The sequence below is a fragment of the Streptomyces sp. NPDC090445 genome, assembly GCF_044769385.1.
GTDB lineage: Bacteria > Actinomycetota > Actinomycetes > Streptomycetales > Streptomycetaceae > Streptomyces.
This window is the reverse complement of sequence record NZ_JBIVXV010000004.1, coordinates 19711-34522: the sequence shown is the minus strand read 5'-3', so window position 1 is coordinate 34522 and position 14812 is coordinate 19711. Positions and strand designations below refer to the sequence as shown.

Genomic DNA, 14812 nt, shown 5'->3' with positions numbered 1-14812 from the left:
CGTGCACGGACAGGAGTGGAGCGGGCGATCAAGCTAGTGATTGATGACTAACTTCCGAAGCCAGACGGAGGCACGGGACGAGGCGGGCGGGCCGGCCCGGGCGGGCAGGCCCTCAGGCGCTCTCCCCGGCCCCGGTTTCGACTTCGGCCTCGGCTTCGGCTTTGGTCTCGGCTTTGGTCTCGGCTTCGGCCTCGGCTTTGGCCTTCTTGTTTTTGGGGTCCAGCCCCGCCCAGACCCGGTGCTCCGGCGGGAACCCCATGGCGGCCAGGGCGTTGATCAGCATCCCGTACGCCATGAAGCCGGTGGTCTCGTCGACGTCCCCGCCGAGCGGCAGGTGGACGGTGTCCCAGAGCCGGAGCCAGCCGGCCCGGACCAGTTCGCCGAACTCCCGGTCCCCGGCCCGCTCGGCGGCGGCCACGGCGACGTACATCTGCATCTGGAGCTGGAGCTTGTCGGGGTCCTCGGCGATCAGCCGGGTGTAGGCCCCGGCCATGGCGGCCAGCGCCTCGGCTCCGTGGAGCCCTTCGGTGGCCCGGTCGAAGACCTGGCGGGTGTCCTCCAGGCAGCGGGTGGCCGCGGCGACGAAGATCGCCTGCTTGTTGGGGAAGAGCCGGAAGAGGTACGGCTGCGAGACACCGACGCGCTTGGCTATCGCCTCGGTGGAGGTGCCGTGGTATCCGCCGCGGGCGAATTCGTGCATCGCCGCGCGGATGACGCTCTCGCGCCGCTCCTCTGCGCTCATCCTCACCATGAAAACAAAGTTAGTGTCCGATCACTAACTTGGCAAGGGGTGGGAAAGGGGCGCCCGCGACGGTGCTGCGGACGCCCCTCCCCGGTCTGCGCCGGCCGACCGGCCGGACAGGTCGGGCCTGTCGGGCCTGTCGGGCCTGTCGGCTGCGTGAGGCCGGCCGGCCGCGTCGGGCCTGTCGGGCCTGTCGGCTGCGTGAGGCCGGCCGGCCGCGTCGGGCCTGTCGGCTGCGTCAGGCCAGCCGGACCACGGCCCGCGACATGCCCAGCACCTTCTGGCCGGCGCTCATCGCGGTCAGGTCCACCCGGACCTTGTTGTCGTCGAGCTTGGCGGCGACCTTGCCGCTGACCTCGATCAGGGCGCCGGTGTCGTCGTTCGGGACCACGACCGGCTTGGTGAAGCGGACACCGTACTCGACGACCGCGCCCGGATCGCCGGTCCAGTCGGTGACGACGCGGATGGCCTCGGCCATGGTGAACATGCCGTGGGCGATCACGTCCGGGAGGCCGACCTCCCTGGCGAACTTCTCGTTCCAGTGGATCGGGTTGAAGTCGCCGGAGGCGCCCGCGTACCGGACGAGCGTGGCGCGGGTCACGGGGAAGGACGCCGCCGGGAGTTCGGTGCCGACCTCGACCTCGTCGTACTTGATCTTCGCGGTCATCTCAGGCCTCCTCGGGGGCGCGGGAGACGAGCTTCGTCCACGCGGTCACCACGTGCTCGCCGGCCTCGTCGTGGACCTCGCCGCGGATGTCGATGATGTCGTTGCCCGCCATGGTCTTCACGGCCTCGATGGTGGAGGTCACCGAGAGCCGGTCACCGGCCCGCACGGGGCGGTGGTAGGCGAACTTCTGATCGCCGTGGACGACGCGGCTGTAGTCCAGTCCGAGCTGCGGGTCGGCGACGACCTGGCCCGCGGCCGCGAAGGTGATGGCGAAGACGAAGGTCGGCGGGGCGATCACGTCCTGGTAGCCGGCGGCCTTGGCGGCTTCGGCATCGGTGTAGACGGGGTTCTCGTCCCCGACCGCGACCGCGAACTCGCGGATCTTCTCGCGGCCGACCTCGTACGGATCGGTGGGCGGGTAGCTCCGCCCGACGAAGGACTGGTCGAGCGCCATGGCTCCCTACCTCCTGTGGAAAGTGACGGACACGGACAGGGACTCGATGTCGCGGAAACGACACGAGGCCGCCCCCATTTAAGGGGACGACCTCATGGCGTTGCCTGGATTCGAGACTGCGCCGGTGTCAGCGGGTCTCGCGGTGCGCGGTGTGCGAGTTGCAGCGCGGGCAGTGCTTCTTCATCTCAAGACGGTCCGGGTTGTTACGCCGGTTCTTCTTGGTGATGTAGTTCCGCTCCTTGCACTCCACGCAGGCCAGCGTGATCTTCGGGCGGACGTCGGTGGCAGCCACGTGAGTGCTCCTTGACGGACTAATGGACGGATCGAACGCATAAAAGAGTAGCCGATCGGGAGACCGACCCCGCAATCGGCTACTGTGGGTAGCGGCGACCGGACTTGAACCGGTGACACAGCGATTATGAGCCGCTTGCTCTACCGACTGAGCTACGCCGCTTTGATGTGATCGGCTCCCCACCCGAGGGTGGGGGGCCTCTCTCACCAGAGCCCCAATGCGGAATCGAACCGCAGACCTTCTCCTTACCATGGAGACGCTCTACCGACTGAGCTATTGGGGCGAGCGAGGAAGACATTACACGGTTGCCAGCCGAACGCCCAAATCCATTGCCGGGGCCGCCCCGGGACCCCCATCCGGAGGGCTGGACGGGCGGGCGGGGAGCCCGGTGTGCGGGCCCGTACGCGGCCCCCGGGCTCGGTGTACGGCAGCCGGCCCCGCGATGGCGGGACGGCGTCGCGGCGGTAGCGCGGCGGCGGGGGCCCGGCGGTGGCGCGGCGGTGGCGGGACGGCAGCGCGGCAGCGGCGGGACGGCCCGGCGGTACGACCAATGCGGCCTGCGTGCCTGCGTGAAGGCGGGGGCCTCGCGCCCTACGCTCGGTGCACGCTGCGTGATCTTGGGCCGCAGGCGCCGCAGGCCGCGCCACGCGGGGCCCCGCCCCCGGCTCCCGGCCGCTCCGGCCCGAGACCCCCGCCCGAGCCACCGCACCACCGCACCACCGCAGGAGCGCGATGTCCGACAGCCAGCCGCAGCAGCCGCCCCCGTCCCCGCGCAGCGGCCGCGGCGAGGGCGGCCCGGGGTCCTCCCGCAGCGGCCGCGGCGAGGGCCCGGGCCCGGGCGCCCACGCGGCCGCCGCCGAGTCCGCGGCGCTGCTGCTCGCCGGGGCCCGCCTCACGGACGGCCGCACGGTCGACGTCCGCCTCGGCGGCGGCCGGATCCAGGCCGTCGGCGCCGCCGGCAGCCTGCCCTCCGCGGCGTCGGCCCGGGTGGACCTGTCCGGCTTCCTGCTGCTGCCCGCCCCCGCCGAGCCGCACGCCCACGGGGACACCGCCCTGACCGCCGATGCCGAGGAGCCGCTCTCGTACGTGCCGGACCAGGTGCAGCGCCGGGCCACCGAAGCCGCCCTGCTCCAGCTGGGCCACGGCGCGACGGCCCTGCGCTCGCACGTCCGGATCGGCGGCGAGTACGGCCTCGGGGCGCTGGAGGCCGTCCTCGCGGCCCGCCGCTCGCTGCGCGGGCTCGCCGACCTGACCGCGGTGGCCGCGCCCCGGCTGCTGACCGGGACCGCGGGCGCGGACGGGCTCGCCATGCTGCGGGACGCGGTCCGGATGGGCGCCTCGGTCATCGGCGGCTGCCCGGACCTCGACCCGGACCCGGCCGGCTTCGTGGAAGCCGTGCTGGAGCTCGCCGCCGAGCACGGCTGCCCCGTGGACCTGCACACGGACGGTGACGACCCCGGCCGGCTGGCCCGGCTCGCCGAGCTGGCCGACGGGATGCGGCCGGGCGTGACGATCGGCCCCTGCGGCGGCCTGTCCCGGCTCCCGCTGGAGGTGGCCCACCGGGCCGCCGACCGGCTGGCCGCGGCCGGCGTACGGGTGACCTGCCTGCCCCAGGGCGACTGTGCGGCCCTGGAGCGGCGGGGCCTGCGCACCGCGCCCGTACGGCTGCTGCGGGCCGCCGGGGTCCGGGTCGCGGCCGGCAGCGGGGCCCTGCGCGACGCCGGGAACCCGGTCGGGCGGGGCGACCCGCTGGAGGCCGCGTACCTGCTGGCCTCCCAGGGCGGGCTGCGGCCGGCGGAGGCGTACGACGCGGTGAGCGCCGCCGCCCGGGAGACGATGGGCCTGCCGGAGGTGCGGGTGGAGGCCGGGTTCCCGGCGGAGCTGCTCGCGGTGCGCGGGGACCGGATCGCGGGGGTGCTGTCCCTCGCGTACAGCCGGATCGTCATCCACCGGGGGCGGGTGGTCGCCCGGACGAGCGCCGTGCGGGAGTACTGCGACTCGGCGGTCGCGGTGGCCCTGGACCTGCCCCGGCAGGGCCGTATGGAGCCGGGCCCCTGAGCGTCCGGCGGTATGCGCGGGCGGGCGGGCCCGGGTCGTCGTACGGTCGGCTCATGCGCATCGTCATCGCGGGTGGACACGGTCAGATCGCACTGCGGCTGGAGCGGTTGCTCGCAGTGCGCGGGTACGAGGTCGCGGGCATCGTCCGCGACCGGACGCAGGGCGACGACCTCCGGGAGGCGGGCGCCGAACCGGTGCTCTGCGACCTGGAGTCGGCGACGGTCGAGCACGTGGCCGGCATCCTGCAGGGCGCGGAAGCCGCGGTGTTCGCGGCGGGCGCGGGCCCGGGCAGCGGCATCGCCCGCAAGGACACGGTGGACCGGGGCGCGGCGGTGCTGTTCGCCGATGCGGCCGAACGGGCGGGGGTGCGGCGCTTCCTGATCGTGTCTTCGATGGGCGCGAACGCCCAGCACGAGGGCGACGACGTGTTCGACGCCTACCTGCGGGCGAAGGGCGAGGCGGACGACCACGTCCGCACCCGCCTCGGCCTGGAGTGGACCGTCCTGCGCCCGGGGTCGCTGGTCGACGACCCCGGGACGGGGCTGGTGCGCCTGGAGGCGCACGCGGGCGGCGGCGCGGTGCCCCGCGACGACGTGGCGGCGGTGCTGGCGGAGCTCCTCGAAACGCCGGCGACGGCGGGCCTGACCCTGGAACTGGTCGCGGGCCCGGTCCCGGTGACGGTGGCCGTCAAGGACGTGGCGGGCAACTGAGCCGGCCGACCGGTAACGGCCGGCCGGAACCCGGCGCCAACCCGGCCGCCGGACCGCCCGCCGGACTCCTGCCCGTACAGCTCCTCGCAGACCGAACACCGCGCAGAACAGCCCCTGATCTACGTTTCCGCAGATCAGGGGCCGCGTTGTGCGCTGTCGCCTACTTGATGTCGAGGGTGACCGGCTGCTCATCGGTGAGGTCGTTCTGCCCGAACTGCCTGTTGAACGTGGTGGCGGCCTTACCGGGGGCCTTGCACGTGACGGTGACCCTGAGCTGGAACTTGGAGTCCAACGGAGCGTTCAGGTCGACAGGGCCGTAGTCCGCGGTGCGCAGGCCGTCGTTGTCGACAACGTCCTCCGCAGTCCTGCCTCCGCCACTGGACAATTTCACCTTGACGGGGACGGACTTGGCGGGGGTCGGGTACCGGAACTCGCAACTCACTTTGCCGGTGTAGCTCACGGTCCCCATCTCGACAGCGGGCGCTGACCGGGCCGGACCGGCGACCATGAGGCTGCCGATTGCCAGCGCGGCCACAGCCACGAGGGAGTTGGACCTGCGGAACATGCGGGACATGCGGGACACGCTCGTGGACATGTGACCACCTGCTCATTGACGTGTGACGAGTTCAGGGGGCCGCCTGGACCCTGGGGCGACAGACGCCGCTCACACAGCGCAAAACATGGGGGTGAGGCGACCGTGAACAGGCGGGAATCCCTGCCGCGCCTTCACCCTTCCCACCAACGGCGAAACCGGTCGAAAGGCAGCCCCGAGTCCTTCGCTCCCCACGTTGCTACAGCGCCTCACGGTCGGCAACCGGAGCTTTATGATCTTCGCCACGCGGCCGTCTCGACGTGGCTCGGCCCGGGAGTGGAGCGCAGCTCGTCGCGCAGCGCGCGGGCACGCTCGCGGGGCAGCGGGGGCCCGCTCCGGCCGCAGCCGCAGCCGCAGGTCGCAGGCGTCATGCCACACAGAACGGCCCCTGATCGCGTTTCCGCAGATCAGGGGCCGTTCTTTCCATGTGGCGGCGCCAGGATTCGAACCTGGGTAGGCTAAGCCGACGGATTTACAGTCCGCTCCCATTGGCCACTCGGGCACACCGCCATGGGATATCGCCTTCGAGACCGCTTTGCGGCGGTTCTCCCTGGCAACGACGTAAACAATACCCGATGCTCGGGGGTGCTTCGCCACCGGATTGATCAGCGCTGACGGCGGGTGCGGTGGCTAGGCTTTGCCGAGCGGGCCGGGTAGGGCCGGCCGCGGCCCCACCGGGGCATCCACAGCCGACATCAAGGAGCCACAGCACATGGCCGACTCCAGTTTCGACATCGTCTCGAAGGTCGAGCGGCAGGAGGTCGACAACGCCCTCAACCAGGCCGCCAAGGAACTCTCGCAGCGCTACGACTTCAAGGGCACCGGCGCCTCCATCTCCTGGTCCGGCGAGAAGATCCTGATGGAGGCGAACTCGGAGGACCGGGTCAAGGCCGTCCTGGACGTGTTCGAGACCAAGCTGGTCAAGCGCGGGATCTCGCTCAAGGCGCTGGACGCCGGCGAGCCGCAGCTGTCCGGCAAGGAGTACAAGATCTTCGCCTCGATCGAGGAGGGCATCTCCCAGGAGAACGCCAAGAAGGTGGCGAAGATGATCCGCGACGAGGGCCCGAAGGGCGTCAAGGCGCAGGTCCAGGGTGACGAGCTGCGCGTCAGCTCCAAGAGCCGCGACGACCTCCAGGCCGTCCAGGCGCTGCTGAAGGGCAAGGACCTGGACTTCGCGATCCAGTTCGTGAACTACCGCTGATCACGGCTCAGGATCTGCGCGGACGAGGCCGGCCGGCTCGGCCTCGCCGCACCCCGACGCGGGCCCATCCGTCTTGACGGGTGGGCCCGCGGGCCCGTTTCCGGCACCGTGAACAGGGCTGCCGGTGCGGCCCGTTGGCGGGGCGCCCGGTGGCGGGGCACTCTTTGCGCGGCGATCAGGCTGGGCGGGTGATCGAGGGGGGCGGGGCGGCCGGTGCCGCGGTGGAGCTGGGGGGCGCGACCGAGGGGGAGGTTCGGCTGAGGTTCGCCGAAGCCGTGCGGCCGTAACCGGAGTTCGCGAACGATCCGGTGCTCGACTTCCTCGTGCGCGCCCGTGGCAAGCGGGCGGACGTTGAGGTGCGCGTGCGCACCTTCGACGGGGACGGGCTCGACTCCTTCCCCGTCGGACTGGCCGAGGACTTCCGGGGGTGGGAGGGAGCTCACACCCGGCAATCGGTGAACGGCGATCTGACCCTCTCTGCCCGGCGCGTCTCGGGCGGCCACGTGCGGCTCACCTGGAGCCTGCACGCCGCGGCCCCCGACGCGAACTGGCATTTCGAGGCCACGACGGCGCACGAGGCGGGCGAGGGCATGCGCCTTCTCGCCGACGACGTGTCCGCGTTCCTCCAGACCGTGTGACCTTCGCCGTCGGCGGCGGGGGCGCAGGCGGCGCGCGCTGCGCGGCGTGGGGAGCGTGGGGGACGTGTGCCCCGCGTGTGCGGCTTGTGCGCCTCGGGGGCTTCCGGTGGGGGCTTGGGCTGCGGGGGGTGCGCCCAGCACGCTGGGGGTACTCGTCCGACACCGCGTCAGGGGGGGCTCGTATGCCGTGGGCCGGCACGTTCCGCGAGGACTTCGGGGCTTCCGTCGTCGTCGCGCTGGTCGCCTTGCCGCTGTGCGTGGGGGTGGCGGTCGCCTCCGGGGTGCCGGCCGAGTGGGGGATCGTCACCGGTGTGGTCGGCGGGCTGGTCACCGGCTGGTTCCGCGGCAGTGCGCTCCAGGTGAGCGGGCCGGCCGCCGGCCTGACCGTGCTCGTGTACGAGGCGGTGACCACGCACGGCCTGGCCGCGCTCGGGGTGCTGGTGCTGGTCGCCGGGATGCTGCAGGTCGGGATGGGGGTGCTGCGGCTCGGGCGGTGGTTCCGGGCGATCTCCGTCGCCGTCGTGCAGGGGATGCTGGCCGGGATCGGGCTCGTGCTGATCGCCGGGCAGCTGTACGCGGTGGGCGGGGTGCGGGCGCCCGGGGGGACGCTGGAGAAGCTGGGGGCGGTGCCGGGGCTGGCCGGGCAGGCCGACTGGACGGCGGTGGCGCTGGGGGCCGGGACCATCGCGGTGATCGTGGGCTGGCGGCGGATGCCGGCGCGGCTGCGGCTGGTGCCGGGCGCGCTCGTCGGGGTGGTGGCGGCGACCGCGGTGTGCCTGGGGCTGGGGCTGCCGGTGGAGAAGGTGCGGGTGGAGGGGGTCGTGGAGGCCGTGGCGCCGCCCGGCTGGGGTGCGTTCGGGGTGCTGGCGTCGGCGGGGGCCTGCGGGACGGTGATCGCCCTGGCGCTGATCGCGTCCGCGGAGACGCTGTTCAGCGCGGCCGCCGTGGACCGGATGCACGACGGGCCGCGGACCCACTACGACCGGGAGCTCGTCGCGCAGGGTGTCGGCAACACGGTGTGCGGGCTGCTGGGGTCGCTGCCGATGACCGCGGTGATCGTCCGCAGTGCCGCCAATGTGGAGGCGGGGGCGCGTACCCGGGCGGCCCGGGTGATGCACGGCGCCTGGCTGCTGCTGTTCGCGGTGGCGCTGCCGCAGCTGCTGGCGGTGGTGCCGCTGGCGGCGCTGGCCGGGGTGCTGCTGCACGCGGGCTGGAAGCTGCTGCCGGGCCGGGCGGTGGCGGCGCTGTGGCGGACGCACCGGGGCGAGGCGGTGGTGCTGGTGGCGACGGCGGCCGCGATCGTGGCCACGAACCTCTTCGAGGGGGTGCTGGTCGGCCTGGGCATCGCCATCGCCAAGGCGGCCTGGGAGACCTCCCACGTGCAGGTCGAGCAGGTCGCGGAGGAGGGCGGTGAGCTGTGCGTACGGGTCCTGGGGAACGCCAGCTTCCTGCGGCTGCCGAAGCTGCTCGACGCACTGGACGCGCTGCCGGCCGGGCAGCCGGTGCGGCTGGACCTGAGCGGGCTGCGCCACCTCGACCACGCCTGTCTGACGGCCCTGCACGGGTGGGAGGCCGGCCGCGGCCGGGCCGCGGTGGCCGGCCGTGAGGGCGTCGGCTGACCGGTCGTGAGGGTGGCGGCGGCGCGCGTCAGGGGCCGTTCGGGCCCGGGGGCTTCGGGGTGTCGTCGCGCGCCGAGTCGTAGCCGACGAAGTACGTGGGGCGGCGCTGGACCGCGGTGTAGATGCGGCCGATGTACTCGCCGAGCAGGCCCACGCAGATCAGCTGGATGCCGCCGAGGAAGAGCATGGCGACGAACAGCGAGGTCCAGCCGGGCACCGTCTGCCCGGCCAGGAAGACCCCGACCGAGACGGCGATCATCACGAGGCAGGCGAGGAAGCTGACCACGCCGAGCCAGGTCGCCAGCCGCAGCGGGGCCGCGGAGAAGTTCGTGATGCCGTCGACGGCGAGCCGGATCATCTTGCTCAGCGGGTACTTGGTCTCGCCGGCGACCCGTTCGCCCCGCCGGTAGGTGACCTGGCCGCTGGGGAAGCCGAGCCAGGGCACGAGCAGGCGGTAGACCTGCTGCTGGTCGGGCAGCGCCTTGAGGGCTTCCACGGCCTCGCGGCTGAGCAGCCGGAAGTCCCCGGCCTGTGCGGGCACCTGTTTGCCGACGAGGCGGCGCATCAGCCAGTAGTAGGCGCCGGCGGTGTGGCGTTTGAAGCCGGTGTCGGTGCTGCGGTCGGAGCGGACGCCGTAGACGATGTCGAGCTGCCGGGAGCGGGCCAGGTCCAGCATCTCCGGGATCTTCTCCGGCGGGTCCTGGAGGTCGGCGTCGATGCTGGCGACGTACGCGCCGACGGAGCGGTGCAGGCCGGCGCGCAGGGCGGCCTGGTGGCCGGAGTTGCCGCGCAGCCGGACGATCCGCAGCTCCGGCCAGTCGGTGCGGAACTTCTCCAGGAGTTCGGCGGTCCGGTCGGTGCTGCCGTCGTCGACGGCCACCACCTCGTACGCGGCGCCCGTGCCGTCCAGTACCGGACGGAGGCGGGCCACCAGGGCGGGGAGGGCTTCTTCCTCGTTGTACATCGGCACGATGACCGACAGGGTCGTGCCCGTGATCGCAGCCGACACTGGTTCTTCCTGCCCGTGGGTTGGGGTGGTGCCGCCGACCGGCTTACCGGGACGCGAACGGGGCGTCGGTGGGGACGATCTCGCGGCCCAGCGGGAGCAGGGAGAGCGGGACCATCTTGAAGTTGGCGATGCCGAACGGGATGCCGATGATCGTGATGCACAGCGCGATGCCGGTCGCGATGTGGCCCAGGGCCAGCCACCAGCCCGCCAGGACGAGCCACAGCACGTTGCCGATGCAGGATCCGGCGCCCGCGTCGTGGCGCTCGACCGTGGTGTACCCGAAGGGCCACAGGGCGTAGACCGCGATGCGGAACGCCGCTATGCCGAACGGGATGCCGATGATGGTGATGCACAGCAGCACGCCTGCGAGGCAGTAGCCGAGGAACAGCCAGATGCCGCTGAGCAGGAGCCAAATGATGTTGAGGATGGTCTTCACTGACTGCGGCCTGCCATCTGTTCGAGCCGGGCGATGCGCTCGGCCATCGGAGGGTGGGTGGAGAACATCTTAGAAAGACCTGCGCCGGGGCGGAACGGATTGGCGATCATCATGTGGCTCGCGGTCTCCAGTCTGGGCTCGGGGGGCAGGGGGCGCTGCTTGACGCCGGCGTCCAGCTTGCGCAGGGCGTCGGCCAGGGCGAGCGGGTCTCCGGTGAGCTGGGCGCCGGAGGCGTCGGCCTCGTACTCGCGGGACCGGCTGATGGCCAGCTGGATCACGGACGCGGCCAGCGGGCCCAGGATCATGACCAGCAGGAAGCCGAGGATGCCGGGTCCCTCGTCGTCGTCGGAGCGGCCGATCGGTATGAGCCAGGCGAAGTTCACCAGGAACATGATCACGGAGGCAAGTGCTCCGGCGACGGACGAGATCAGGATGTCGCGGTTGTAGACGTGGCTCAGTTCGTGGCCGATGACCCCGCGCAGCTCGCGCTCGTCGAGGATGCGCAGGATCCCCTCGGTGCAGCAGACCGCGGCGTTGCGCGGGTTGCGGCCGGTGGCGAAGGCGTTCGGCGCGTCGGTGGGCGAGATGTAGAGCCGGGGCATGGGCTGGCGCGCGGACGTGGAGAGCTCGCGCACCATGCGGTAGAGCGCGGGGGCCTCGAATTCGCTCACGGGGCGGGCGCGCATCGCGCGTAGAGCCAGCTTGTCGCTGTTCCAGTACGCGTACGCGTTGGTGGCGAGGGCGACGACGACGGCAATGATCAGGCCGCCCCGCCCGAAGAGGCTCCCGATGAAGATGATGAGTGCGGACAGCCCGCCGAGGAGTACGGCGGTCTTCAGCCCGTTGTGCCGGCGGTGCACGGTACGCCCTCCAAATCGTGCGGCAGGGGTCCTCGCGGGGGCCCACGGTCCAGTGGACCCTTCCTTCCTGGTCAACGCGAGGTGAGGGCGTCTGGTTCCCGGCCGCCGGGGCCGCCGGGACCGCCGGGGCCGCCGCGCCGGTGCCGCGGCCGCCCCGGCGGGCGGGGCGGCACGGCTCGGGCGGGCGCTGCTCCGTCCGGGTGAACGGGTGAGCGGGTGAGCGGGGCCGCGGCTACAGCGGGAAGAGGCCGCCCGCCGCGAAGCGCAGCACCAGCTGCGGGTCGCCCGACAGCACCACCGAGACGGCGGCCGTGACGGCGATCGCGACGACGACGGGCCACGGCGTCCCGGCAGGGCCCCCCGCGGCGGCGTCCGGGGCGGCCGGCCCGGCGCCCGCCCCGGCGGCGGCACCCGCGTCCGTCGCCCCGGCGGCCGGGAGCGGCTCCGGGGCGCGGAAGAGCACCGCGGTCCAGCGCAGGTAGTAGTACAGGGCGATGACGACGTTGACGGCCATGACCACGGCCAGCCAGCCCAGGCCGGCGTCCACGGCGGAGCCGAAGACGGCGACCTTGGCGAACAGGCCGATGATGCCGGGTGGCAGGCCGGCCAGGCAGAGCAGGAAGAAGGCCAGGGCGAGGGCGGCGGCGGGCCGCTCGGCGTACAGGCCGCGGTAGTCCCTGATCCGCTGCAGCGGCTTCGTGCGGCCGACGAGGGCGGCGACGGCGAAGGCGCCGAGGTTCACGGCGCCGTACATGAGGGCGTAGGCGACGGTGGAGCCGATCTGGTCGCGGCCGGAGTACGCGGCGGCGGCGATGGGGACGAGCAGGTAGCCGGCCTGGCCGACGGAGGACCAGGCGAGCAGCCGTACGGCGCCGCCGGGCCGGTCGGCGGACTGGCGCAGCGCGGCGGCGTTGCCGAGGGTCATGGTGAGCGCGGCGAGGACGGCGAGGGCGGGGCCCCAGACGTCGGAGTACGCCGGGAAGGCGATGACGGTGACGAGGATGAGGCCGGTGAAGCCGACGGCTTTGCCGATCACGGACAGGTAGCCGGCGACGGGCAGCGGCGCGCCGACGTAGGTGTCCGGCACCCAGAAGTGGAAGGGCACGGCCGCGGTCTTGAAGGCGAAGCCGACGAGGGTGAGCGCGACACCGGCCATGGCGAGGGTGTCGAGCTGCCCGGGGACGTCCTCCAGCCGGTCGGCGACCTGGACCAGGTGCAGGGAGCCGGTGGCGGCGTAGACGAGGCTGATGCCGAAGAGGGAGACGGCGGTGGCCGTGACCGAGGACAGGAAGAACTTGAGGGCGGCCTCGGAGGAGAGCCGGTCGCCGCGGCGCATGCCGACGAGGGCGAAGGCGGGCAGGGAGGCGACCTCCAGGGCGACGATCAGCGTGGCGAGGTCGCGGGAGGCGGGCAGCAGGGCCGCGCCGGCGGCGGAGGACAGGAGCAGGAACCAGTACTCGCCGGCCGGCATGCGCGCGTCGCGGACGGCGGTGACCGAGAGCAGGGCGGTGACGAGGGCGCCGGCCAGCACCAGGAACTGGATGACCAGGGTGAAGTGGTCGGCGGTGTAGCTGCAGGCTGCCGGGTCGCCGGTGAGGCAGAACGTGGCCCGGTCGCCGGCGCGCAGCGGCAGCAGGGAGGCGGTGGCGGCGGCGAGGCCGGCCACGGAGGCCCAGCCGAGCAGCGGCTTGCGGCGCTCGGCGAGGAAGAGGTCGGCGACGAGCACGACCAGGGCGACGGCGGCGGGGATGACCACCGGCATGATCGCGAGCCAGTCGACGCTCTGGACCAGGCTCGCCGCGGAGCCGTCGGCGGCGGTGACCACGGCGTCGGCGGCGGTGGCCGAGGCGTCGGCGGCGCCGACCGCGGCATCGGCGGCGGTGGCCGTGGACGGGGCCATGGCCGTGGACGGGACCGTGGCCGGGGCCATGGCCGCGGCTGTGTTCAGGGCCGTCATGCGTTGCCTCCCGCGAGGAGCTTCTGGACGGCCGGATCGGTGAGGCCGAGGAGGACCGCGGGCCACAGCCCGGCGAGGACGGTGAGGGCGACGAGCGGGGTCCAGGCGGCGAACTCGTACCCCTGGACGTCCGCGACGGCGGGCACGGCGCCGGCCCCGGTCCGCGGCTGCTGCGCGGGGTCGCCCATGCACACGCGCCGTACGACGATCAGCAGGTAGGCGGCGGTGAGCAGGGTGCCGAAGGCGCCGAGGGCCATCCAGGTGAGGAAGGCGGGCCGGGACAGCCCCTCGGCCGGGTCGAAGGCGCCGAAGAGGGCCAGCATCTCGCCCCAGAACCCGGCCAGGCCGGGCAGGCCGAGGGAGGCGACGGCGGCGAAGGCGAGCAGCCCGCCGAGGCGGGGGGCGCGGCCGTAGAGGGCGGCACCGGTGGCTCCGGCGAGGGTGTCGAGGTCGGCGGTGCCGTAGCGGTCCTTGAGGGCGCCGACGAGGAAGAAGAGCAGGCCGGTGATCAGGCCGTGCGCGATGTTGGCGAACAGGGCGCCGTTGACCCCGGTGGGCGTCATGGAGGCGATGCCGAGGAGGACGAAGCCCATGTGGCCGACGGAGGAGTAGGCGATGAGCCGCTTGAGGTCGCCCTTGTTGCCCTTGCGGGCGAGCCACAGGCAGGCGAGGGATCCGTAGACGATGCCGACGGCCGCGAACGCGCCCAGGTACGGGGCGAGGGCGGCCATGCCGTCGGGGGTGGCGGGCAGCAGGATCCGTACGAACCCGTACGTGCCCATCTTCAGCAGGACGCCGGCCAGCAGGACGGAGCCGACGGTGGGGGCGGCGGTGTGGGCGTCGGGCAGCCAGCTGTGCAGCGGCCACATCGGGGTCTTCACGGCGAGGCCGATGCCGATGGAGAGGGCGGCCAGCAGCTGGGTGGTGTGCGAGAGTCCGCGGCCGTTGTCGGCGGCGAGGGCCACCATGTCGAAGGTGCCGCTGTTCAGGCCGATCAGCAGCAGGCCGAGCAGCATGACCACGGAGCCGAGGAGGGTGTACAGGATGAACTTCCAGGCGGCGGCCTGCCGCTGAGCACCGCCCCAGCGGGCGATGAGGAAGTACATCGGGATGAGGACCATCTCGAAGGCGAGGAAGAACAGCAGCAGGTCGAGGACGGCGAAGGTCGCGAGGGTGCCGGACTCCAGGACGAGGAGCAGCGCGACGAAGGCCTTCGGGGAGGGGCCTGCGGGGAGCTTGAAGTAGCTGTACAGCGCGCAGAGGAAGAACAGCAGCGCGGTCATCGCGAGGAGGGGGAGCGAGATGCCGTCGATGCCGAGGTGGATCCGGACGTGCAGGGCGGGGATCCAGCTGATGTCCGTGGTCGCCTGGAAGCGGGCGGGGGTGCCGTGGTCGAAGCCCGCGGTGAGGGCGAGCGCGGCGGCGAGGACCGCTCCGGTCACGGTCACGCCGTGGCGGAGCACGGCCTGTTCGGGGCTGCGGCCCTTGAGTCCGGGCGGGGCCGGGAGGAGGGCCGCGGCGGCGCCGAGGAGCGGTGCGGCCACGGCGAACACCAGGAGGAACTGCATCACGGTCGG

The 14812-nt window shown here is 72.9% G+C and carries 14 protein-coding genes, 3 tRNA genes and 1 pseudogene; 5 read left to right on the top strand and 13 right to left on the bottom strand.

What is annotated here, in order from left to right; all coding sequences use genetic code 11:
• Positions 1–112: 112 nt before the first annotated feature.
• The 6 genes from ACIQUT_RS10960 to ACIQUT_RS10935 all read right to left on the bottom strand — a co-directional run bounded on the left by ACIQUT_RS10960 (position 113) and on the right by ACIQUT_RS10935 (position 2438).
• Positions 113–751 carry a TetR/AcrR family transcriptional regulator gene (locus ACIQUT_RS10960; protein WP_403561728.1) on the bottom strand — a complete coding sequence of 213 codons (639 nt, stop codon included), beginning with the start codon at positions 749–751 and terminating at the stop codon, positions 113–115.
• A gap of 229 nt (positions 752–980) precedes the next feature.
• Positions 981–1409, bottom strand: coding sequence for a MaoC family dehydratase (locus tag ACIQUT_RS10955; protein ID WP_403561726.1), 429 nt, complete (start codon positions 1407–1409; stop codon positions 981–983).
• 1 nt (position 1410) lies between these two features.
• Positions 1411–1863, bottom strand: a complete 453-nt coding sequence (locus ACIQUT_RS10950) for a MaoC family dehydratase N-terminal domain-containing protein (RefSeq protein ID WP_403561724.1) — start codon at positions 1861–1863, stop codon at positions 1411–1413.
• 127 nt (positions 1864–1990) lie between these two features.
• Positions 1991–2155 (bottom strand): 50S ribosomal protein L33, encoded by a 165-nt coding sequence (rpmG, locus tag ACIQUT_RS10945; protein WP_003956487.1) that lies wholly within the window; start codon positions 2153–2155, stop codon positions 1991–1993.
• Between the two features lie 89 nt (positions 2156–2244).
• Positions 2245–2317 (bottom strand) — tRNA-Met (locus ACIQUT_RS10940).
• 48 nt (positions 2318–2365) lie between these two features.
• Positions 2366–2438 (bottom strand) — tRNA-Thr (locus tag ACIQUT_RS10935).
• Positions 2439–2887: 449 nt separating this feature from the next.
• On the opposite strand from ACIQUT_RS10935, the gene ACIQUT_RS10930 reads away from it, so the two are divergent.
• Both ACIQUT_RS10930 and ACIQUT_RS10925 read left to right on the top strand, forming a co-directional pair.
• The gene (locus ACIQUT_RS10930) at positions 2888–4213 is read left to right on the top strand and encodes an amidohydrolase family protein (RefSeq protein ID WP_403561723.1); all 1326 of its coding nucleotides are present in this window, start codon (positions 2888–2890) and stop codon (positions 4211–4213) included.
• 53 nt (positions 4214–4266) lie between these two features.
• Positions 4267–4923, top strand: a complete 657-nt coding sequence (locus ACIQUT_RS10925) for an SDR family oxidoreductase (protein ID WP_403561721.1) — start codon at positions 4267–4269, stop codon at positions 4921–4923.
• Between the two features lie 160 nt (positions 4924–5083).
• On the opposite strand, the gene ACIQUT_RS10920 is transcribed toward ACIQUT_RS10925, so the two are convergent.
• Positions 5084–5518, bottom strand: coding sequence for a hypothetical protein (locus tag ACIQUT_RS10920; protein ID WP_403561719.1), 435 nt, complete (start codon positions 5516–5518; stop codon positions 5084–5086).
• Between the two features lie 425 nt (positions 5519–5943).
• A tRNA-Tyr gene (locus ACIQUT_RS10915) sits at positions 5944–6025 on the bottom strand.
• Positions 6026–6227: 202 nt separating this feature from the next.
• On the opposite strand from ACIQUT_RS10915, the gene ACIQUT_RS10910 reads away from it, so the two are divergent.
• From ACIQUT_RS10910 to ACIQUT_RS10900, 3 genes and pseudogenes are all read left to right on the top strand, one after another.
• The gene (locus tag ACIQUT_RS10910) at positions 6228–6716 is read left to right on the top strand and encodes a YajQ family cyclic di-GMP-binding protein (RefSeq protein WP_179173479.1); all 489 of its coding nucleotides are present in this window, start codon (positions 6228–6230) and stop codon (positions 6714–6716) included.
• 305 nt (positions 6717–7021) lie between these two features.
• Positions 7022–7354: pseudogene (locus ACIQUT_RS10905) on the top strand (DUF6228 family protein); the annotation flags it as partial.
• A 182-nt stretch (positions 7355–7536) separates the two neighbouring features.
• Positions 7537–8973: a SulP family inorganic anion transporter gene (locus ACIQUT_RS10900; protein ID WP_403561717.1), complete on the top strand. Its 1437-nt coding sequence runs from the start codon at positions 7537–7539 to the stop codon at positions 8971–8973.
• Between the two features lie 28 nt (positions 8974–9001).
• On the opposite strand, the gene ACIQUT_RS10895 is transcribed toward ACIQUT_RS10900, so the two are convergent.
• The 5 genes from ACIQUT_RS10895 to ACIQUT_RS10875 all read right to left on the bottom strand — a co-directional run bounded on the left by ACIQUT_RS10895 (position 9002) and on the right by ACIQUT_RS10875 (position 14803).
• The gene (locus tag ACIQUT_RS10895; RefSeq protein ID WP_403561715.1) at positions 9002–9982 is read right to left on the bottom strand and encodes a glycosyltransferase family 2 protein; all 981 of its coding nucleotides are present in this window, start codon (positions 9980–9982) and stop codon (positions 9002–9004) included.
• A 43-nt stretch (positions 9983–10025) separates the two neighbouring features.
• Entirely contained in the window at positions 10026–10418 is a 393-nt protein-coding gene (locus ACIQUT_RS10890) for a YccF domain-containing protein (protein ID WP_403561713.1), read from the bottom strand.
• Entirely contained in the window at positions 10415–11278 is an 864-nt protein-coding gene (htpX, locus tag ACIQUT_RS10885) for a zinc metalloprotease HtpX (RefSeq protein WP_403561712.1), read from the bottom strand. The genes ACIQUT_RS10890 and htpX overlap by 4 nt, the downstream gene beginning before the upstream one ends.
• Positions 11279–11510: 232 nt before the next feature.
• The gene (locus ACIQUT_RS10880) at positions 11511–13040 is read right to left on the bottom strand and encodes an NADH-quinone oxidoreductase subunit N (RefSeq protein WP_403562476.1); all 1530 of its coding nucleotides are present in this window, start codon (positions 13038–13040) and stop codon (positions 11511–11513) included.
• 191 nt (positions 13041–13231) lie between these two features.
• A complete protein-coding gene (locus ACIQUT_RS10875; protein WP_403562474.1) occupies positions 13232–14803 on the bottom strand; it encodes a NuoM family protein in 1572 nt (523 codons plus the stop codon).
• Between the last annotated feature and the right edge of the window lie 9 nt (positions 14804–14812).